Origin of the sequence: Mesorhizobium sp. Pch-S, assembly GCF_004136315.1 — a bacterium.
Lineage (GTDB): Bacteria > Pseudomonadota > Alphaproteobacteria > Rhizobiales > Rhizobiaceae > Mesorhizobium.
This window is the reverse complement of sequence record NZ_CP029562.1, coordinates 5218356-5238042: the sequence shown is the minus strand read 5'-3', so window position 1 is coordinate 5238042 and position 19687 is coordinate 5218356. Positions and strand designations below refer to the sequence as shown.

Sequence of the window (19687 nt, the reverse complement as noted above, 5' to 3'; positions counted from 1 at the left end):
GCATCGACAGATGCCGGCTAGATCATCTGGAACTCGCCGGTTTTCTTGAACCGGGCATAGGCCTCGATGCTGCGTGCCATGTTGGGCAGCAGGTCAGGCAAGGCTTCAGGCGCGAACCAGCCGACGGCGCTGCTCTCGTCATCCATGACAGTTGCCTCACCCCTGAACGAGCGTGTGTAGAAGATCAGCGCGAAGAACTGGGTCCGGTCGCCGTTCGGAAACTCGAAGGTTTCGTAGCGAGGATGGCTGGCGAAGGCGAAAGGTTTCACATCCTGGACCGTCAGCCCGGTTTCCTCGGCGACCTCGCGAACGATGATCGTTTCGATGTTCTCGCCTTCTTCCGCACTGCCGCCCGGCAATCCCCAGATGTCGAAGTCGGTTCGTTTGTGCAGAAGGATACGACCGTCGTCGCGCTCGATGACGATACGTGCGCCGGGCACCAGAACCAGGCGATTGCCGACCAGTTGCCGCAACCGTCCGAGATAGCTGTCGGCAAAACTCAAGCAGCAGCCCTCATCGCCCCTTGACCGACCTTACGACTTCACCACGTCGACCGGACTGATGTCGAGCAGTTCGAGCGTGCGGCGCAGCAGCTTCACCTCGTTATCGGCAAGGTGATGATCGGCCTTGGCGATTTCGGCCATATGTTGGGCGAGCAGGCGCCGACGTTCGACATCAAGATCGCGGAACATCGCGATTGCCTGCGAACCATTGGTCTCGTAGCCATATTCGTTGAGGTATTCGATCACCGCATCGACACTGTCTTCCGGGATGCCGAAGGAACCGGAACAGATGCGCCGGAATGCTTCCATTTCGCTTTCCGAGACCGAGCCATCGGCGAGGATCATGCGAAACAGCATCAGGAGTTCGGCCGAGAGCACGGGATCGTCCGCGACCTTGCGCACGCCAGGGTCACCTTCGAAGATCGAACGAATCCTGTCCAGCAGCGCAGTCGCCATCGCGGTCCTCCCGAATCGATGTTCATTCCTAGCGCATGACCCCGAAAATCGGAATCGATTTTCGGAAAGGGGCGCGGCCTGCGCCACCCGGGGTGGCGTAGGCCACCCGTCATGCGCCAAATCAAAGGGCTAGAGCGACCTTTGCGCGTCCAAAAGGACGCGCGGCGCTCCAGCGTGGTTTGGCCCTTGCGCAAACGGGCCTGCTATGATCGAACGCCGCAGTCCGCCTGATTGTTCCCTTTGCATGGCGCCTTCCCGCCGATGATCGACCTCTCCATTCAAACCATAGCCATGCTCGGCCTCGCCGCTTTCGTGGCCGGCATCATCGATTCCATCGCTGGTGGTGGCGGGTTGATCACGATTCCGGCGCTGCTTCTGGCCGGCTTCTCGCCGATCGAGGCGCTCGGCACCAACAAGCTGCAGGGACTATTCGGTTCGGGCTCTGCAACACTGGCTTATGCAGCAAAGGGCCAGGTCGACCCGCTGAAGCAATGGCCCTCGGCGCTGATGTCCCTGGCAGGCAGTGTACTCGGCGCGCTCGCTGCAACCGTCGTGCCGGGCGATATCCTGCGCGCCGCCCTACCCCTCATCCTGATAGCCATAGCGCTCTATTTCGCGCTCAAGCCGAACATGAACGATGTCGACCGGACCGAACGGTTGTCGCCTTTCCTGCTCGGATTCACCGTCATCCCGGCGATCGGCTTCTATGACGGACTGTTTGGTCCGGGTGCTGGTTCCTTCTTCATGATGGCCTTTGTGGCACTCGCCGGCTACGGCGTGCTGAAAGCCACTGCCCACACCAAGCTGCTCAACTTCGCCTCCAACATCGGCGCCTTTGCAGTTTTCGCCACGGTTGGCGTGATCGTCTGGAAGGTTGGCATCGTGATGGGCATCGCCCAGTTCCTGGGAGCAAGGCTCGGAGCAAGCCTTGCGGTCCGCGTCGGCTCCAGGTTGATCAAGCCGTTGCTGGTGCTGACCTGTGTTGCACTTGCCGCGAAGCTCCTGGTCGACCCGGCCAACCCGTTGCGCGTCCTGATTGGGATCTGACGCAACCGCTGATAGAATTGCGCTGCACGAATCATGTGGAGAGGGTCCAGACATGAATCTCAGCGCACCTACCCAAATCGTCTTCATCATCACCGTCGTCATCGCCGTCATCGCTCTTTTGATGGGGCTTGGCGTGTTCAGCCTTGGCGCGATCTCGGCCTTCTGGGTCATGACACTCGCCTACGTGATCCTGGCGGTTGCCTGCCTGCTGCGCGGCGCCTGACAGGAGCAGACGAGCGGTTCTTTCGGTTTCGGCGGGCAACCGCTATGCTTCTGTGCTCAGGAGATGGCGATGGCTGCCGAAACCAGGTCCACGGACGAAGAAGCGTTTCCGCAGAAGTTTGTCGTGCTGCGCCGGTCTCCGGCACCAGCGCTACAGTCTGTCGTCACCGATATCTGCGGCTATCGTGAAACGGCCGGCGGACACTATCGTCAAGTCGAGTATGCCCCGCTTGCAGTGCCGCTGGTCATCAATTTCGAAGCGCCTTTTGCGATCGCGCTCGGCCGCACACCGGACGAACACGACCGTTACGACAGTTTCGCCGCCGGCCTTTATGCCGGGCCTGTACTGATCGATTCGTTCGGCCACTGTTGCTGCCTGCAGGTGAATTTCACGCTTGCTGGCGCGCGTTCTTTCTTTCGGATGCCGCTCAGTGAGCTGACAGACCGCATGGTGCCGTTGGACGACGTCCTGGGGCCGGACGGTCATGCGTTGCGCGAAATGCTCGGCAACGAACCCGACTGGGGCCGTCGCTTCGACCTGGTTGAAGCCTTCATCATCCGCAGATTGGCTGCCGCACCGATACAGGGGCCGCAAGTCGCGTGGGCGGTGGAGCAGGTCCTGGAAAACGGCGGTCAGGCCCGCATCGGCGCGATCGCCAGTGAGCTTGACTGGAGCCGCAAGCACCTCGCTGACCGCTTCCGCGACGCCACTGGCATGACGCCCAAGACACTGGCGCGCATGGTGCGTTTCAACCGTGCCCTCGAACTGTCGCGCCGGGGCGACGGCAACTGGGCAGGCATAGCCGCTGACTGCGGTTATGCAGACCAGGCGCATCTGGCACGCGAATTCCGCGACTTCGCAGGCACGACTCCGAGCACGCTTTCGGCCTGATCCACAGCTCACCGAGGCCCGACCTCAAGCCAGGTAACATTTGTTCAAGACGCTCCGTTGCGTCCTTGCCAGGATGGCTCATCGACCAACCTGACAGGAGAATGCAATGTTCGTCGAACCGCCTCGCCTCTACCCCGTCATGCGCTTTCGCGACGCGCCCGCCATGATCGACTGGCTGGACAAGGCCTTTGGTTTCACTGTCCATGCCCGCTATGGCGAAGGCGAGATCATCCAGCATGCCGAACTCGCGCTCGGTTCGGCCATGATCATGCTCGGTTCCTCGCGCTGCGATCGCTTCGGCGAGATCGTCGGCGAACCTGGCCCCAACGGGCGTTCCATCTACATAGCCGTCGATGACGCAGACGCCGCTTTCCTGCGCGCCGAAGCAGCAGGCGCCGAGATCCTGGAAGGCCTGACGGATCGCGGCTATGGCAGCCGCGAATTCATCTGCCGCGATCCGGAGGGCAATGTCTGGTCGCTCGGCACCTACTGGCCAAAAAGCAACGACAAGCCGAACTGATACGTCGGCATCTGTTCCCTGAAAGGGCGTGGCGCGCCCGGATTTCGCGCCGGGTAACTCACTTGCCCGGCGCGAAATCCGCCATGCCGCCTTCAACTCGAGGGGCTCTACCGCGCCAGGGAGAACAGCGCATCGCAGTCGAGATGTGTCTCCAGCGCAGCTGCGATGTCGTCCAGTGCCGCTTCGACATTTGCCCTGTAGTCGATGCCGCCACCGGCGATCCCGAGGCTTTCCAGAAAGCGAGCGCGGAAGGCATCCGCGCCGAACAGCCCGTGCAGATAGGTGCCTAACACCTTGCCATCGGCGGAAACGGCGCCGTCCGGGGCGTTGTTGATGATCGTTGCCGGGCGCCGGCAATCCGGCCCGGTGGTGCGACCGAGATGGATTTCATAGCCTTCCAGCGGCAGGTCGAACACCGCAGAACGCGCATTGCTGGTGCGCACGGTCTTTTCCGGCTCCATCACGGTCTCGACATCGAGCAGGCCCAACCCCTCGGTTTCGTGCACGCTGCCCTCGATACCTTGCGGATCGCGAACGACACGACCGAGCATCTGGAACCCTCCGCAGATACCCACAACATGACCGCCGCGCCTGATATGCGCGGCAAGGTCGCGATGCCAGCCTTGTTCGCGCAGATGCAGGAGATCGCCGATGGTCGACTTTGAACCGGGGATGACGACGAGCCCGGCATCGACCGGCAGCGGCTTTCCAGGTGGCACGAACACCACTTCGACCTGCGGTTCGGCCTTCAACGGGTCAAGGTCGTCAAAATTGGCAATGCGCGACAACATCGGCACGGCGACCTTCAGTGCGCGCTTCTCGCCTGCCGCCAGCCGTTCGAGCACCACCGAATCTTCAGACGGCAATCGCGACGCCGCCTTCAGCCAGGGCACTACGCCGAAGCAACGCCAACCCGTGAAGCCTTCGATAGCCTTGATACCATCATCGAACAGCGTGACATCGCCGCGAAATTTGTTGATGAGGTAGCCGGCGATCATGCGCCTGTCTTCCTCCGGCAGGATCAGATGTGTGCCCGCCACCGAGGCGATCACCCCGCCCCTGTCGATGTCGCCGACGAGCACCACCGGCACATTGGCGCGTGTGGCGAAACCCATATTGGCGATGTCACGGGGCCTCAGGTTGATTTCCGCAGGCGAACCGGCGCCTTCCACTATGACGAGATCGGCGTCCTCGTTCACCTTCTCCCAGGAGTCGAGCACCGCCTCCAGCAGGCGGCCCTTCATCGTCTGGTAGTCCCTCGCGCGCGCCTCCCCGAACATCCTGCCCTGAACGATCACCTGCGAACCGATGTCGGTCTGCGGTTTCAGCAGCACAGGGTTCATGTGCACGGTGGGTGCAGCGCCGCAAGCCAGAGCCTGCAGCCACTGTCCTCGTCCGATTTCGCCGCCGCTGGCTTCACCTGGGATCTCGGCCACCGCCGCATTGTTCGACATGTTCTGCGGTTTGAAGGGACGCACCTTCAGCCCACGCTTCTGCGCCGCGCGGCAGAGCCCGGCGACCAGCACCGTCTTGCCGACATCCGAGCCCGTGCCCTGAAGCATGATCGCGCGCGCCATGATCACGCCACTCCGCCGGTAATGGTCGACTTCGCGGCCAATGGACCGCCGCGCCAGAGATAGAGCGCAAGAAGCGGCTCGACTCCGGTTTTCATGGCGTGATTGATGTCGGAAGGATGATGGATGATCTCGCCGGCACCGCGCACCAGGAAGTCTCCCTCGCCTTTGCGCCAGCCGGTGCCGCCGGTCAATGGGATATAGATCTCCTCGGCCTCATGATGATGGTCCGGATAGACGAGCTCTGGCCCAAGGATCAGGAAACCGCCGGCTGCATTGTCATTGGCAAAATGACCGCGCGTGCCGAAGACCTCCAGCCAACCGTAGTTGTCGAGAAAATCGGGGCCGAAATCCTCTCTTGTGTAGGTCTGGCCCCAGCGGAGCAGCTGTCGGTTGTCTGCCAGCAGGCGCACCAGCGGCTGAGCCATATCCGGCGCGATTTCGCGGATGCGATCGAGATGGCCGATGCACGGCACCGTCTTCGGTTCGAGCGGGCGCAAGGGCATCGACCAGTCGATGGTAGTTGCCGCGTCGTGCGCAATGGAAGCATCTTCAAGCTGCAGAAAGGCGTGGAACGCCTGCAGCAGCTCTTCAAAATTCGTCGTCACCACACGCTCCGCTCTCGTATATATGCACAGCCGCTTTGCCTCGCCTCTTCGCTGGATTGATCCCTAAGGTCGGGTTGCGCGGGCGCATCATTGGTCTAGATTGCAGTCCACGCATAGCCAAAAACGACATATCCGGGAGGACGCCATGGATACCGTCACGACGGCGGCCAGCGGTCAGTTCGAACTCAACGAAGACCAGCGCGCCATTCAGACCATGGCGGAAGCCTTTGCCGACGAGCGTGTCGCCCCGAACGCGCTCGAATGGGATCGGGCCAAGCATTTTCCGGCCGACGTAATCCGCGAAACCGGACCGCTCGGCCTCGGCGGCATTTATGTTCGCGACGACGTCGGCGGCTCGGCTCTCGGCCGGCTCGATGCCGTGCTGATCTTCGAAGCGCTGTCGCGGGCCTGCCCCGCCTTCTCCTCCTTCATCTCGATCCATAACATGGCGGCGTCGATGATCGACCGCTTCGGCAATGACGAACAGCGCCAGCGCTTCCTGCCGAAACTGACGTCGATGGAATGGCTGGCCAGCTATTGCCTGACCGAGCCGGGCTCGGGGTCCGATGCCGCGGCCTTGAAGACCAGGGCGAGCCGTTCCGGCGGCAATGGTTCCGACTATGTCGTCAACGGCACCAAGCAATTCATTTCGGGTGCAGGCGATTCCGACGTCTATGTCGCCATGGTGCGCACAGGCGAGGATGGCCCCAAGGGCATCTCGACGCTGATCGTACCCAAGGACGCCCCGGGCCTTTCTTTCGGCGCCAATGAGCACAAGATGGGCTGGCACATGCAGTCAACCCGCACCGTGATCTTCGAGGATTGCAAGGTTCCTGCGGAAAACCTGCTGTCCGACGAAGGCATGGGTTTCAAGATCGCCATGGCCGGTCTCGATGGCGGCCGGCTGAACATCGCCGCGTGCTCGCTCGGCGGCGCGCAGTCGGCGCTCGACAAGGCATTGACCTATACCGGCGAACGCAAGGCCTTCGGCTCCGCCATCAACCAGTTCCAGGCCCTGCAGTTCCGGCTGGCCGACATGGAGACGGAACTGCAGGCCGCGCGCATCTTCCTCTATGCGGCGGCCTCCAAACTGGACGCCAAGGCGCACGATGCCTCGAAATGGTCGGCCATGGCCAAGCGCTTCGTCACCGACACCGGTTTCGAGGTCGCCAACCAGGCGCTGCAGCTGTTCGGTGGCTATGGCTATCTGCAGGACTACGGCGTCGAGAAGCTGGTGCGCGACCTGCGTGTCCACCAGATCCTCGAAGGCACCAACGAGATCATGCGCGTGATCGTGGCGCGGCATTTAATTGGGAGGCAGTAGGCAATCGGCAGTCGGTAATAGTGCGATTGTTGTTGCCTCGAGCCAACGTGACCCGCTTTTTCTTCCCGACTGCCGATTGCCTACTGCCGACTGCCTGCCCACAATTCCGGAGGAACTCCCCAATGACCACCATCGCCTTCATCGGCCTCGGCAACATGGGCAATCCCATGGCCGCCAATCTCGTCAAGGCCGGCCACAAGGTCATCGGCTTCGATCTCGTTCCGGAAAATCTCGCACTGGCGAAGGAGCATGGTCTGACCATCGCCGAGGATGGCCAGAGCGCGGTCAAGGAAGCCGACGTCGTCATCACCATGCTGCCGGCCGGCAGGCATGTGCTGTCCGTCTATGGCGAAATCGCGCCCTGGGCGCCGAAGGGTGCGCTGTTCATCGATTCCTCCACCATCGATGTGGAGTCCGCACGCAAGGCGCACGCGATTGCCCGCGAAAACGGGCTTCTCTCCATCGACGCACCGGTTTCGGGCGGCACCGGCGGTGCTGCCGCGGGCACCCTGACTTTCATGGCTGGCGGTTCGAAGGAGGCTTTCGACCGCGCCGAGCCGATCTTGCAGCCGATGGCTGGTCGTATCGTCCATTGCGGCGAGGACGGCGCGGGCCAGGCTGCCAAGATCTGCAACAACATGATCCTCGGCATCTCGATGATCGGCGTGGCCGAAGCCTTTGTGCTGGGTGAAAAGCTCGGTCTGTCACACCAGGCGCTTTTCGATGTCGCGTCGACATCATCCGGACAGTGCTGGTCGCTGACCACCTATTGCCCTGTGCCTGGCCCGGTTCCTGCGTCTCCGGCGAATCGCGACTACAAACCAGGATTTGCGGCAGCCCTGATGCTGAAAGACCTGAAGCTCAGCCAGGAAGCCGCTCAGGCTGCAGGTGCCGCGACCCCGCTGGGAGCCGAGGCCGCACAGCTTTATGCACTCTTCAACGCACAGGGCGGTGGCGGTGTCGATTTTTCCGGCATCATCAATTTTCTGCGCGGGTCGAACGGATAAGCCATTCTATCTGCTCAATTTTCTTAAAATACGTCTCAAAAAATCGGCAAATTTAGATTTGCTTAAGCTCTCGCTAACCACGCGGTAACGATGTGCCTGTAGAACGGAACTCAAGGCGGACGAAACGCTCTGCCCCGCGCTCCGGATCAGGTCTCGCGTACCGGAGCCGTTAGTTTCGCAGGTTCTTAGTAGCGAAACGCCATGCGTATCTGGCAAAGCCGCGTTCCCCGAGGGCGCGGTTTTTGCCGTTGGGAAGCCGTGGGTCCCGCGCGAGACAAACCCACATCTGGAAGCCGCGTGATCATCTCGCCAATCGCTTGAAATTTGCCTTCACGCGCTGACTTGCCGGTCTGAGTGCGGCATTCACCGACCGCTCCAGCGCGACACCATTCAGCATCGACGGCGCCTGGCCGGTCATCACTTCGGGCCAGAAGCGGCTCCACGAGTCGATCATAGACAATTGCGCGGCCGCTACGCCCTCGGCGACGGCGGCCACCTTCTCGGAAATCGCGCGCACGCTTTCGTCGCGCCAACCCAGGCCGCTCGCTTCCGCAGCCATCACCGGCAGCCGCAGCATCACGACGGCAGGGGCAAGCATCAGGTCGGCAACGGCCTTGGTGCCCGCTGGCTGGCGGGCTCTCTTTCGAGAATTGCTTTTCACGGGATGATCCAGGTTGATGGGACTTGCCTGAAATGGCGAATGCAAAAGCCGGCGGATCGTTCCGCCGGCTTCCTGCGACAAACTGTCAACTCCGACTATGCCTTGCGCAGATCTTCCTTGGCCAGATCGAGCGCCTTGCCAAGACGTTCGCAGCACATGTCGATCGTGTCGCGCGTCCAGATCAGCGGCGGCGACAGGATCATCGTATCACCCGTAGCGCGCAGCATCAGGCCGTTGGCAATGGCGTGGTCGCGAACGGTGACAGCTGCGCTTCCAGCCGGCGAGTACCGTTCCTTGGTTGCCTTGTCCCTGACGATTTCAATGCCGCCCATCAGACCGATCGAACGGACCTCGCCAACCAGATCATGGCCGGCAATGCGTTCCTGCAGGGCCTTGGCAAAATAAGGCCCTGTCTCATTCTTCACCCGTTCGACCAGCCCCTCCTTGGCGATGATGTCCAGGTTGGCGATCGCCACAGCGCAGGCTACCGGATGACCGGAATAGGTATAGCCATGGTAGAACTCGCCACCCTTCTCGATCAGCGTCGTGGCGACACGATCGCCGACCAGCAGCGCCGACAGCGGCTGATAGCCGGAGGTCAGTGCCTTGGCGGTGGTGATGGTGTCCGGCTGGATGCCGTAGTAGTCGGCGGCAAACCATTCACCCGTACGACCATAACCGGTGATCACTTCGTCCAGCATCAGCAGTACGTCGTGCTTGCGGCAGATGCGCTGGACTTCCGGCCAATAGCTTGCCGGCGGGATCTTGACGCCACCGGCGCCCATGATCGGCTCGCCAATGAAGGCCGCGACATTTTCAGCCCCTGCCTCGAGGATCGCGTCTTCGACCGCCTTGGCGGCACGCAGGCCGAAATCATGATCGCTCTCGCCGGGCAGCGCCAGTTCGTAGGCATAGGGCATCATCACGTGGACGATGTTTGGCACCGCACCGCCGAGTTGGCTGTGCATGCCTTCCATGCCGCCGAGCGAAGTACCGGCCACGGTCGAACCATGGTAGGCATTCTTGCGCGAAATGATGCGGTTCTTTTCCGGCTTGCCTTCCAGCGTCCAGAAATGACGCACCAGCCGAAGCGCCGTGTCGTTGGCTTCCGAGCCCGACGAGCCGTAGAAGACCTGGCTCACGCCCTTTGGAGCGATCTCGGCCAGCCGCTTGGAGAGCAGCACCGGCGACGGTGTCGAGCACTTGAAGAAGGAATTGTAGTAAGGCAACTCCTTCATCTGGGCGTAGGCGGCATCGGCCAGTTCGTCGCGACCGTAGCCGACATTGACGCACCAGAGGCCGGCCATGCCGTCGAGAATTTCGACGCCTTCGGAATCATAGATGAATGGCCCCTTGGCGTGGGTGATGATACGCGAACCGGCACCACGCAGTTCCTTGTGGTCGGTAAAGGGGTGCAGATGATGCTCGGCATCGATCTGCTGAAGCTGCTTCAGCGAAAAATTCTGATAAGTCATTGAGTTGGCCTTTCCTTTTGAATCAACCCGGCAACAACCGGAGACGGATTCTCAAAGGGCGGAAGGCGGCGAATAACCGATGCGGGCGCACAGTCGCAAAAGCTCGGTATGGCGCGTGCGCGGCGAAGGCGTCACGGCGATATCGAGCTTGCGAGGATGGGCCACTACAGCGCGCATGAGCATACTCTAGCCGACCCTGTGACGGCTGTTCAACCCACCACGCATGGCCACCACACTGGCGACCATGAGAACAAGGCAGATCACCCCCAATGTCGCCGGCAAACCGGCTGCGCCGAACAGGGACATGGCGCCACCGGCAAGCGGCGGCATGACGATGCCACCAACGCCCCACATCAGCGAAAAGGCAGCGTTGCCGGCAATGAGGGCCTGGCCCGTGAAACGCTCGCCGAGTTCGATGATGGTCATTGTGTAGATGCCGTAGGATACCGCACCAAGAACGAACAGGAACGGCCAGATCAATGGCGTGGTGATCATCATTGGCAACAGTGCGCAACCCGCCAACGTTGCCACGACGCAGCCCAGCCGCACGGCCTGCGCCGAAAGCCGCTCTGCCAGCAGGCCGAGCGGCACCTGCATGGCGATGTTGCCGGCGATCATCGCAGTCAGCAACGCCGACATGCGCGCCTCGGCGATGCCGAAATGCGTGCCGTAGACCGGCAGAAGCGCCAACACCGCCTGCTCGAATCCTGCAGCCACGACCACCGCCACAAGCAGGAGCACGGCCAATGGCATGAAGCCCAAAACCGAAACGTGGTGACCGGTCTGGTCGACCCTGGGCAACTTGGGCAGGACCAGCGCAAGACAACTGCCGCAGAGGACGAAGGCAACGATGCCCACCAGAAACGGCGCCCAACCCTCGGTGCCGACCAGCAGCAGACACAATGGCCCTGTGGCAAAACCTGCGGAGATCAGCGTGGAATAGACGCCCATGATGCGCCCTCGCCTCGCCGGCGGCGCCAGCGCGATCATCCACACTTCGCTCAGCACATAGAGCGGATTGGTGACGACACCGATCATGAAGCGCAGCGGAAACCAGGCGTAGACATTGTAGGTCAGGCCGACGAGCGCCAGTGCCAGCGCCGAGAGAGCGGCACAGGTCAGCGCCGTGCGCCCGGCCCCGAACCGCCGTGTCAATGACGGGATCAATGGTGAGGATACGATGAAGCCGATCGGCGTCATGGCCGCGGAAAGGCCGATCATCGCCGGCGACACGCCTTGCCGCTGCAGGATGAAAGACAGCAGTGGATAGGTGAGGCCCTGCGCGATGGCGAAGACCGACACGGTCGCGATCACGCCCGCGATCGCAGCCCAATTGGTCGTCAACTCATTCTCGCAGCGCTCTGCAGCGGCCATCATCCCTCCCGACCGCGCCCATCTTCGGGGTCAACGGTGTCCGGGTGCTAGCCGTTCATCACAACGGTGGAAAGGGCCGCATAGGCAAGATCGCTTGCTCCACCCCGGGAGTTGTCTTTGGCCATGACGCATCACGGGAAATAGCGCGCCAGTGCTCCCTTCCTGCCCTGAGCGTATGGCTTCAGCCAGCTGTCGTCGATGCGCAGACCATCGTCGGCCGACGGTCCTTTGCCCAGCGTGCGCCGCCAGGCGCGGAACTTGTAATGATCGAACACGTCCAGACAATGTACCGCGTAGGCGGCCGCGAACGTCTTGTCTCCCTCGACGATGACGAGGTTCTCGTCGTTTTCGTAGGAAGCCTTGTAGCCGAGGTTGTGGCTGCCCGTGATCACCGTGGCGTTGTCTTCCATCGGGTCGATGATGACGATCTTGTCGTGGACGATGGCATGGCCGATCGTCAGCACTTCGGCTTGGAAATCCGTCGCGATAGAGGCTCCGGTCAGGTTCGCGGCGCGTACGATGGAAACATTCGGCATCTCCCATACCTTCTCGGGGAATACGAACGGCGACTTGCCGTCATTGTTGGATTTGCGCGTGACCGGGTCCCGCGTCGACGGCACGTAGTTCGGCATCGCTGCCTGATCGCTGATTGCACCCTGCACGATCAGGTCACGATTTGCCCTGGCGGCGGCAACGGCTTCGGCAACGATCGAATTGTCGCCACGGCGCGAGGGATTGAACACCAGGAACAGCACGGCCTTCCGGGCCGCCCGGATGCGGTTGAACACATCTTCCAGATCGACCGGCCGAACCGACAACGTCTTCTTGTTGCGGTCCGGATCGTTCGGCGAGAACCATATTGTCATGCCGTCGACGGGTGCACTTTGGCCGTTCAGCGGATTGGCGATGTGATTGTCTTTGCGAAATGTCGCGCCCTGCGTCTGGATGGCGTGACCCGGTGCATCCTCGCGCTGCGGCGCTGGAAACACGTCGGCCTTCATCCGCTCCCAGTAATCGTTGAAAATGCTCGCCATTTCCGGATCATCACGAATGAATGCATTGTTGGACTGGCCGCAGATGCCGGTCGTCGTCCAGTTGGTCGAGCCAGTCATCACAGCCTGCGGCACACCATGCCTGTCGCGATAGACCGCGAACTTGTTGTGGCCGATATGGTTGTTGTTGAAGAGCCGGTCGGTCACCGTCACGCCAGCATCGCGCAGTGACTTGCGATAGGGTGCATTGCCGAAATCCCATTTCTTGGTCTGCGTATCCTTGCCGGAATTCGACAGGATCACCTCGACATTGTCCTTGGCCGCGATGATGGCATTGCGCAGCGCATCGTCGCCAAGTTCATAGAGTGCCAGCCGCACCGATCCGCCTTCGGCCTTTGCCCGCGCCATCAGGCTGGTCAAGACGTCGGGCACATCGCCGTGGAGATAGGCGCGGATCTTGCTGTTGCGGTCCTGCAGCTCTTCCCGGATCTTATCGCGCTGGCCGACCTTGATGCCTGCCTCAGCCAGCGCGCGCGACATCCATTGCGTCGACAATACGCCATTGGTGAAGGCGACGCGCGCCTTGCCGAACATCGAACCAAGGAAGATCGTCGGGCTGACTGCCCCCTGCCCCAGATAGCCGAGCGGCCGCTGCGCGCCGGTATAGGTGCGCCTTCCATCGACCTCGGGGGGGCGAACAGGCACCGGGTCCAGCCCGGCCTTCATGGCGCCCACGGGACGCACGCGATAGGCGATCATTTCGCCATCGGGCCGCATGGTCAGGCTGTCACGCCGCCGACGCACCGTGAGGTCACGCCAGAAGGTCTTCTGCACCGGCCATACGCCGGTATCCTGAGGAATCCAGTCCTTGTTGCGTTGTCCCTTGAATGGCACCCAGGAAGCCAGGCAGCGCTCTTCCCCCGTGTCGGGATAGAGCCGTACGAGCTCGAAACCGAGGCAGCCCGGAATCATGCCGTCGACATCCCAGGCGATGAATGCGACCTCGTTGTTGGTCGCCGCCCGCACCCGTACCACATCGGCCATGACATCCTCCCCAGGCTGGCACCGGAAAAGCATGAAGCGAGGCCGAGACCACGCAATCCGTCCGAAAGATTCCGGCGCGCGGGCACTCTAGACCGTTCTCATGGCGCGACTGTAACGCCGTTCACATTGGCTTGCGCTGATTTTCGACCGTCCGCCAAACACTGCTGACAGGACAGATGTCATGTCGCTTTGCTTGCTCTAGTGGTCGCCGCCTCCGCAATGGCGGATCGGCCGGCGGTCCATTATGCGGCGATAAAATCGCATGAGGATTACCATGACCGCCGCGCTGCACCCCGCCGAACCGGCCCTGGCCACCGATCGCGCCCGTCGTGGCGGACGCGCCGGCAAGCGCGCCGCTGGCGCCGCCGCCTTCGATCAGCCAGCCTTCCGGCAGCTCAAGATTCCTTTCGCGCCGACCAGGCTGATCTCCGACGACGAGCTGGAATCGATCCACCTCGCCTCGTTGCGCGTGCTCAAGGAAATCGGCGTCGACGTGCTGCACGATGAAGCCCGACGCATCATGAAAGCGCACGGCGCCGATGTGCGCGAAGGCGAGTTCCGCGTCCGTTTCGATGCGGACATGATCCTCGAGCTGATCTCCCATGCGCCCAGCGAATTCACCATTCATGCCCGCAATCCGGCACACAATCTGCGCTTCGGCGGGAACAACACGATCTTCGCGCAGATGGCCTCGGCGCCCAACTGTTCCGATCTCGACAGCGGTCGCCGGCCGGGCAACCAGCGCGACTATCGCAATTTCCTCAAGCTCGCGCAGATGCACAACATCTTGCAGATGACCGGCGGCTATCCGGTCGAGCCGATCGACATCCACCCGTCGGTCCGGCATCTCGAATGCATCCGCGACCTCGCGATCCTGACCGACAAGGCCTTCCATGCCTATTCCCTCGGCAAGGAACGCAATGTCGACGGCATCGAGATCGCCCGCATCGCACGCGGCATCTCGCGCGAGCAGATGATGGAAGAGCCGTCGCTCTACACCATCATCAACACCAACTCGCCGCTGAAGCTCGATGTCCCGATGATGGAAGGCATCATCCAGATGTCGTCCATGGGCCAGATCGTCGTCGTGACGCCGTTCACCCTTTCAGGCGCCATGGCACCCGTTACGATCGCCGGCGCGCTGGTCCTGCAGAATGCCGAAGCGCTTGCCGGCATCGCCTTCACCCAGATGGTCCGCAAAGGCGCGCCGGTGGGTTATGGCGGGTTCACCTCCAATGTCGATATGAAGTCCGGCGCACCTGCCTTCGGCACGCCGGAATACATGAAGGCGCAGGTGGTCGGCGGCCAGCTGGCGCGCCGCTACAACCTGCCCTACCGCACCTCCAACACCTGTGCCGCCAACACGGTGGATGCACAGGCTGCCTATGAAAGCGTGTTCTCGTTGTGGGGCGTCGTCCAGGGTGGCGGCAATTTCATGATGCACGGCGCCGGTTGGCTGGAAGGCGGCCTGCGCTGCTCCTACGAAAAGATGATCCTCGACATCGACCTCCTGCAGATGGTGGCGGAATTCCTGACGCCGCTCGAACTGTCCGAGGACGCGCTTGCCGTCGATGCCATCCGCGACGTCGGTCCCGGCGGCCATTTCTTCGGCACGCCGCATACCCAGTCTCGGTACAAGACCGCCTTCTATTCGCCGATCCTTTCCGACTGGCGCAATTTCGAGACCTGGGCCGAGGCAGGCTCCCCAACCGCCATGGAGAAAGCCAACCGCGTCTGGAAGGAGCGCCTGGCGAGCTATGAGGAGCCTTACATGGATCCGGCCATTCGCGAGGAACTCAACGCCTTTGTCGACCGGCGCATCGCCGAGGGCGGCGCCCCGACTGATTTTTGAGCGGGCGAGCCGCTGACTCTTAATCAGCGGGTCAGGCTGCCCCGCAACATGAATCAAACAATCCAGATCGAGAAATAACTCCATGAAATCCCACGTTAAAGCGGTTGTGATCGGCGGCGGCGTCGTTGGCTGTTCGGTCCTCTACCACCTGGCAAAAGCCGGCTGGACCGATGTCATGTTGATCGAGCGCTCGGAGCTCACGTCCGGCTCGTCCTGGCACGCCGCCGGCGGTTTCCACACGCTGAATGGCGATCCCAACGTCGCCAAGCTGCAGGCCTACACCGTGCAGCTCTACAAGGAGCTGGAGGAGCTTTCCGGACAGTCCTGTTCGCTGCACCTGACGGGCGGCATCATGATGGCCGACACGCCGGAGCGGATGGACTTCCTGAGGCTCGCCCACGCCAAGGGCCGCTATCTCGGCATGGACACCGAGCTGATCACCCCTTCGGAAGCCAAGGCAATGTTCCCGCTGATGGACGAGACGAATTTCGTCGGCGCCATGTGGGATCCCGTCGAAGGCCATCTCGATCCGTCCGGCACCACGCACGCCTATGCCAAGGCAGCCAAGAAACTGGGCGCCGAAATCGTGCTGCGCAACCGCGTCATCGAATTGACCCAGGAAGTCGACGGCACCTGGAACGTCATCACCGAGCAAGGCACGGTGAAGGCGGAGCACGTCGTCAACTGCGGTGGCCTGTGGGCTCGCGAAGTCGGCCGCATGGTCGGCGTCGAGCTGCCACTGCTGGCCATGGAGCACATGTATCTGCTGACAGAACCCATGAAAGAGGTCGAGGAATTCAACAAGTCGACCGGCCGCGAGATGGTCGGCGTGCTCGACTTCAAGGGTGAGATCTACACACGCCAGGAGCGCAACGGCATCCTGCTCGGCACCTATGAAAAGGCCTGCAAGCCGTGGTCGCCGGTGAACACGCCCTGGGACTTCGGGCACGAGCTGCTGCAGCCCGACATCGACCGCATCACGCCCTCGCTGGAAATCGGCTTCAAGCACTTCCCGGGCATCGCCAATGCCGGCATCAAGCAAATCATCAATGGCCCCTTCACCTTCGCGCCCGACGGCAACCCGCTGGTAGGTCCCGTACAAGGCCTGACCAACTTCTGGTGTGCCTGCGCGGTTATGGCCGGCTTCAGCCAGGGGGGCGGCGTCGGCCTTGCCCTGTCCAACTGGATGGTGAACGGCGATCCCGGTTTCGACGTCTGGGGCATGGATGTAGCCCGCTTCGGCGAATGGGCGAGCCTGCGCTACACAAATGCCAAGGTGCGCGAAAACTACTCGCGCCGATTCTCGATCCGCTTCCCGAACGAAGAGCTGCCGGCGGCTCGCCCGGCTCAGACCACCCCGCTCTACGACACGATGGTGGCCAACAATGCCGTCATGGGTGACAGCTGGGGCCTGGAGACACCGCTCTGGTTCGCGCCGAAGGGAACGGAGCCAAAGGACGTCGTCTCTTTCCACCGCTCCAACGACTTCGAACATATCGGCAATGAAGTGCGTGCCGTACGCGAGCGCGTCGGCGTCACCGAAATCGCCAATTTCGCGAAATATGAAGTCAGCGGAACGGCTTCCGAGGATTTCCTGAATCGCCTGATGACCAACCGCATGCCGAAAAAGGGCCGCATCGTGTTGACGCCGATGCTGAACGAATTCGGCAAGCTGATCGGTGACTTCACCATCGCCAAGACCGGTGACGACAAGTTCATGATCTGGGGTTCGTCTGCGGCGCAGAAGTATCACATGCGCTGGTTCGAGAAGCATCTGCCGAAGGACGGCTCGGTTCGCATCCACCGCTTCGACCAGACCCTTGTCGGTCTCTCCATTGCCGGACCGAAAAGCCAGGAGCTGCTGCAAAAACTGACCGACATCGACGTGTCGTCCAAGGCCTTCCGGTTCATGGATTTCCGCGAGATGGCCGTTGGCGGTGCGCCATGCCTGGTCAACCGCATCACCTATACCGGTGATCTCGGTTATGAAATCTGGATGCAGCCAGCCTATCAGCGGCTTGTTTATGCCGCCATCAAGGAAGCTGGGGCGGAATTTGGCATCGTCGACTTCGGCATGCGCGCACTGCTTGCCATGCGCCTGGAGAAGAACTTCCCGACATGGTTCCGTGAGCTCAGGCCGATCTACGGCCCGTTCGAAGGAGCGATGGACCGCTTCATCAAGATGGAGAAGAACGACTTCATCGGCCGCGAACCCGCAGCGGGCGAACAGGCTGAACTGGCCAACGGCAAGGGTTCCAAGCTGCGTCGCGTCTCCTTTCTCGTGGATGCAGCCGATGCCGATGTGATGGGCGACGAGCCGATCTGGGCCAGGGTTCCCACCGACTACGGCACGGTCGAGAAGCCGCACGGCTACGGTGCGCCGCGTTTTGACGAATTCGGCAAGGAAGTGCGCGGTTCGACTGCCGCGCAAGGCGCCTCAGGCGTGCGCGGCATCGTCGATGGTGAATGGCGCGTTGTCGGCTGGATTACGTCGGGTGGCTACGCACACTATGTGCAGAAGTCGATGGCGCAGGGTTACGTTCCGGCCGCACTGGCCGAGGACGAAAGCGTCGGCATGTTCGAGATCGAGATCCTCGGCCACCGCCGCCCTGCTCGCATCAACATCGAACCGCCCTTCGATCCGAGCGGCGAAAAGATGCGGGGATGATCGATGTCTACGGCCAGCCACACTTCAGGGAATTTCGGCCGCCATCGCAAGATCATGCCTTTCGAGCCGGGCGGCACTCCGCAGCCCGGCTCCATAGACGAACTCCGCGCCGCATCACGCGACAAGGCAGCCTCGCTCAACCAGCATGTTCTGGGCTACGGCGAAACCGCCGAGCGTGAGTGGGCAGCAGCCGGCATCCCGGCTCCCGATCTGCCTGCGATGCGGAAGTATCGTCTTGAGCGCATCCGCGCCGAGCTGAGGCGTCGCGGTTATGCCGGCGCCCTGCTCTATGATCCGGTCAACATCCGCTATGCCACAGACAGCACCAACATGCAGCTCTGGGTCGCGCACAACCCGACGCGGCACTGCTTCGTGGCGACGGAAGGGCCGGTTGTCCTGTTCGACTATTTCTCCTGCGAGCACCTGTCCGACCATTCGGGTATCGTCGACGAGGTGCGGCCGGCCATATCCTGGATGTATCTCTACGGTGGTGAACTCACCGACATGAAGGTGCGCCGCTGGGCGGCCGGCATCGCCGATCTGCTACGAGAGCATGGCGGCGGTAACAATCGCATCGCCGTCGATCATCTCGATCATGAAGGGGTCGAAGAACTTGCGCGCCTCGGCATCGCCGTCGGCAATGGCGAAGCAGTTATGGAAAACGCTCGCCTCATCAAATCGCCCGACGAAATCCTGGCCATGCGCCGCGCCATCGTCGCCTGCGAGGCAGCCATGGGCGAGATGCAGACTGCGTTGAAGCCCGGCATCTCGGAGAACGAATTGTGGGCGGAACTGCATCGCGGCAACGTCGCACGCGGTGGCGAATGGATCGAGACGCGGCTGCTTTCTTCCGGTCCGCGCACCAATCCCTGGTTCCAGGAATGCTCTTCACGCATCATCGAGGCAGGCGATCTCGTCGCCTTCGACACGGATCTCATCGGCCCCTACGGGTTCTGTGCCGACCTTTCGCGCACCTGGCTGTGCGGCGGCGGCCGTCCCAGCAACGAGCAGCGCGATCTCTACCGTATCGCCGCGGACCAGATCGTCGGCAATACCGAACTGATGCGACCGGGCATCTCGTTCAGGGAACTTGTCGAGCGCTCGACAGTACCACCGCCGGACTGTTTCCCGACGCGCTACGGCGTGCTCTATCATGGCGTCGGTCTTGCCGACGAATATCCGACGCTACCCCATATTTCCGATTGGACGGAAGATACGCCCGACGGGGTGATTGAACCCGGCATGGTGCTGTGTGTGGAAAGCTACATCGGCCGCCTGGGCGGACATGAAGGCGTCAAGCTCGAGGAGCAGATCCTCATCACCGAGACAGGCCACCAGAAACTGTCGGTATATCCCCTCGACGAACGCCTGTTGGCCGGGTGAGCGCTGGTCCTTCATTTTGGTGTGGAAAGCACCAGCCTTGGCATGGCTGAGAACGACGACGCCACGGATAGTGGCATGTCGCTCT

18 protein-coding genes are annotated in these 19687 nt (G+C 61.9%); 9 read left to right on the top strand and 9 right to left on the bottom strand.

Translation table 11 applies throughout. The features are described from left to right. Positions 1-17: 17 nt before the first annotated feature. Together C1M53_RS24470 and C1M53_RS24465 are read right to left on the bottom strand one after the other, a co-directional pair. The gene (locus C1M53_RS24470) at positions 18-503 is read right to left on the bottom strand and encodes an NUDIX domain-containing protein (protein ID WP_129414597.1); all 486 of its coding nucleotides are present in this window, start codon (positions 501-503) and stop codon (positions 18-20) included. Between the two features lie 30 nt (positions 504-533). Next, positions 534-959, bottom strand: a complete 426-nt coding sequence (locus tag C1M53_RS24465; protein WP_129414596.1) for a TerB family tellurite resistance protein — start codon at positions 957-959, stop codon at positions 534-536. 261 nt (positions 960-1220) lie between these two features. Here C1M53_RS24465 and C1M53_RS24460 point away from each other — a divergent pair, with 261 nt between their 5' ends. The 4 genes from C1M53_RS24460 (at position 1221) to C1M53_RS24450 (ending at position 3640) form a co-directional block, all read left to right on the top strand. After that, positions 1221-2006, top strand: a complete 786-nt coding sequence (locus C1M53_RS24460) for a TSUP family transporter (protein ID WP_129414595.1) — start codon at positions 1221-1223, stop codon at positions 2004-2006. 52 nt (positions 2007-2058) lie between these two features. Then, on the top strand, positions 2059-2229 hold the full coding sequence (locus tag C1M53_RS31775) for a hypothetical protein (RefSeq protein WP_162839650.1): 171 nt from the start codon (positions 2059-2061) through the stop codon (positions 2227-2229). A 69-nt stretch (positions 2230-2298) separates the two neighbouring features. Then, on the top strand, positions 2299-3120 hold the full coding sequence (locus C1M53_RS24455; RefSeq protein WP_245488272.1) for an AraC family transcriptional regulator: 822 nt from the start codon (positions 2299-2301) through the stop codon (positions 3118-3120). 106 nt (positions 3121-3226) lie between these two features. Continuing rightward, complete coding sequence (locus C1M53_RS24450; protein ID WP_129414593.1) at positions 3227-3640, top strand: VOC family protein; 414 nt, start codon at positions 3227-3229, stop codon at positions 3638-3640. Between the two features lie 107 nt (positions 3641-3747). Here C1M53_RS24450 and C1M53_RS24445 read toward each other — a convergent pair whose 3' ends face one another. Next, entirely contained in the window at positions 3748-5217 is a 1470-nt protein-coding gene (locus tag C1M53_RS24445; protein ID WP_129414592.1) for a cobyric acid synthase, read from the bottom strand. Between the two features lie 2 nt (positions 5218-5219). Further along, complete coding sequence (locus C1M53_RS24440) at positions 5220-5822, bottom strand: dimethylsulfonioproprionate lyase family protein (protein ID WP_129414591.1); 603 nt, start codon at positions 5820-5822, stop codon at positions 5220-5222. 145 nt (positions 5823-5967) lie between these two features. Here C1M53_RS24440 and C1M53_RS24435 point away from each other — a divergent pair, with 145 nt between their 5' ends. Together C1M53_RS24435 and mmsB are read left to right on the top strand one after the other, a co-directional pair. Further along, positions 5968-7146, top strand: a complete 1179-nt coding sequence (locus tag C1M53_RS24435; protein ID WP_129414590.1) for an isobutyryl-CoA dehydrogenase — start codon at positions 5968-5970, stop codon at positions 7144-7146. Between the two features lie 122 nt (positions 7147-7268). Continuing rightward, positions 7269-8153 (top strand): 3-hydroxyisobutyrate dehydrogenase, encoded by an 885-nt coding sequence (gene mmsB / locus C1M53_RS24430; RefSeq protein WP_129414589.1) that lies wholly within the window; start codon positions 7269-7271, stop codon positions 8151-8153. Between the two features lie 301 nt (positions 8154-8454). Here the strand turns inward: mmsB and C1M53_RS24425 are convergent, their stop codons facing one another. The 5 genes from C1M53_RS24425 to C1M53_RS24410 all read right to left on the bottom strand — a co-directional run bounded on the left by C1M53_RS24425 (position 8455) and on the right by C1M53_RS24410 (position 13699). Continuing rightward, a complete protein-coding gene (locus C1M53_RS24425; protein ID WP_245488270.1) occupies positions 8455-8814 on the bottom strand; it encodes a hypothetical protein in 360 nt (119 codons plus the stop codon). A 95-nt stretch (positions 8815-8909) separates the two neighbouring features. Continuing rightward, entirely contained in the window at positions 8910-10289 is a 1380-nt protein-coding gene (locus tag C1M53_RS24420) for an aspartate aminotransferase family protein (protein WP_129414588.1), read from the bottom strand. A 51-nt stretch (positions 10290-10340) separates the two neighbouring features. Beyond that, entirely contained in the window at positions 10341-10466 is a 126-nt protein-coding gene (locus C1M53_RS31935) for a capsid protein (RefSeq protein WP_207213038.1), read from the bottom strand. Positions 10467-10475: 9 nt separating this feature from the next. After that, positions 10476-11666, bottom strand: coding sequence for an MFS transporter (locus C1M53_RS24415; protein WP_245488268.1), 1191 nt, complete (start codon positions 11664-11666; stop codon positions 10476-10478). 128 nt (positions 11667-11794) lie between these two features. Beyond that, positions 11795-13699: a phospholipase D-like domain-containing protein gene (locus tag C1M53_RS24410; protein WP_129414587.1), complete on the bottom strand. Its 1905-nt coding sequence runs from the start codon at positions 13697-13699 to the stop codon at positions 11795-11797. A 274-nt stretch (positions 13700-13973) separates the two neighbouring features. Between C1M53_RS24410 and C1M53_RS24405 the strand changes: the two genes are divergently transcribed. The 3 genes from C1M53_RS24405 to C1M53_RS24395 all read left to right on the top strand — a co-directional run bounded on the left by C1M53_RS24405 (position 13974) and on the right by C1M53_RS24395 (position 19602). Then, on the top strand, positions 13974-15551 hold the full coding sequence (locus tag C1M53_RS24405; RefSeq protein WP_129414586.1) for a trimethylamine methyltransferase family protein: 1578 nt from the start codon (positions 13974-13976) through the stop codon (positions 15549-15551). A gap of 82 nt (positions 15552-15633) precedes the next feature. Continuing rightward, positions 15634-18219: an FAD-dependent oxidoreductase gene (locus C1M53_RS24400; RefSeq protein ID WP_129414585.1), complete on the top strand. Its 2586-nt coding sequence runs from the start codon at positions 15634-15636 to the stop codon at positions 18217-18219. Positions 18220-18222: 3 nt separating this feature from the next. Beyond that, complete coding sequence (locus tag C1M53_RS24395) at positions 18223-19602, top strand: Xaa-Pro peptidase family protein (RefSeq protein ID WP_129414584.1); 1380 nt, start codon at positions 18223-18225, stop codon at positions 19600-19602. Positions 19603-19687: the final 85 nt, after the last annotated feature.

Coding starts and splice junctions, on each gene's coding strand:
- C1M53_RS24465 (WP_129414596.1), bottom strand. CDS start 959: ATGGCGACTGCGCTGCTGGACAGGATTCGTTCGATCTTCGAAGGTGAC.
- C1M53_RS24460 (WP_129414595.1), top strand. CDS start 1,221: ATGATCGACCTCTCCATTCAAACCATAGCCATGCTCGGCCTCGCCGCT.
- C1M53_RS31775 (WP_162839650.1), top strand. CDS start 2,059: ATGAATCTCAGCGCACCTACCCAAATCGTCTTCATCATCACCGTCGTC.
- C1M53_RS24455 (WP_245488272.1), top strand. CDS start 2,299: ATGGCTGCCGAAACCAGGTCCACGGACGAAGAAGCGTTTCCGCAGAAG.
- C1M53_RS24450 (WP_129414593.1), top strand. CDS start 3,227: ATGTTCGTCGAACCGCCTCGCCTCTACCCCGTCATGCGCTTTCGCGAC.
- C1M53_RS24445 (WP_129414592.1), bottom strand. CDS start 5,217: ATGGCGCGCGCGATCATGCTTCAGGGCACGGGCTCGGATGTCGGCAAG.
- C1M53_RS24435 (WP_129414590.1), top strand. CDS start 5,968: ATGGATACCGTCACGACGGCGGCCAGCGGTCAGTTCGAACTCAACGAA.
- mmsB (WP_129414589.1), top strand. CDS start 7,269: ATGACCACCATCGCCTTCATCGGCCTCGGCAACATGGGCAATCCCATG.
- C1M53_RS24420 (WP_129414588.1), bottom strand. CDS start 10,289: ATGACTTATCAGAATTTTTCGCTGAAGCAGCTTCAGCAGATCGATGCC.
- C1M53_RS31935 (WP_207213038.1), bottom strand. CDS start 10,466: ATGCGCGCTGTAGTGGCCCATCCTCGCAAGCTCGATATCGCCGTGACG.
- C1M53_RS24415 (WP_245488268.1), bottom strand. CDS start 11,666: ATGATGGCCGCTGCAGAGCGCTGCGAGAATGAGTTGACGACCAATTGG.
- C1M53_RS24410 (WP_129414587.1), bottom strand. CDS start 13,699: ATGGCCGATGTGGTACGGGTGCGGGCGGCGACCAACAACGAGGTCGCA.
- C1M53_RS24405 (WP_129414586.1), top strand. CDS start 13,974: ATGACCGCCGCGCTGCACCCCGCCGAACCGGCCCTGGCCACCGATCGC.
- C1M53_RS24400 (WP_129414585.1), top strand. CDS start 15,634: ATGAAATCCCACGTTAAAGCGGTTGTGATCGGCGGCGGCGTCGTTGGC.
- C1M53_RS24395 (WP_129414584.1), top strand. CDS start 18,223: ATGTCTACGGCCAGCCACACTTCAGGGAATTTCGGCCGCCATCGCAAG.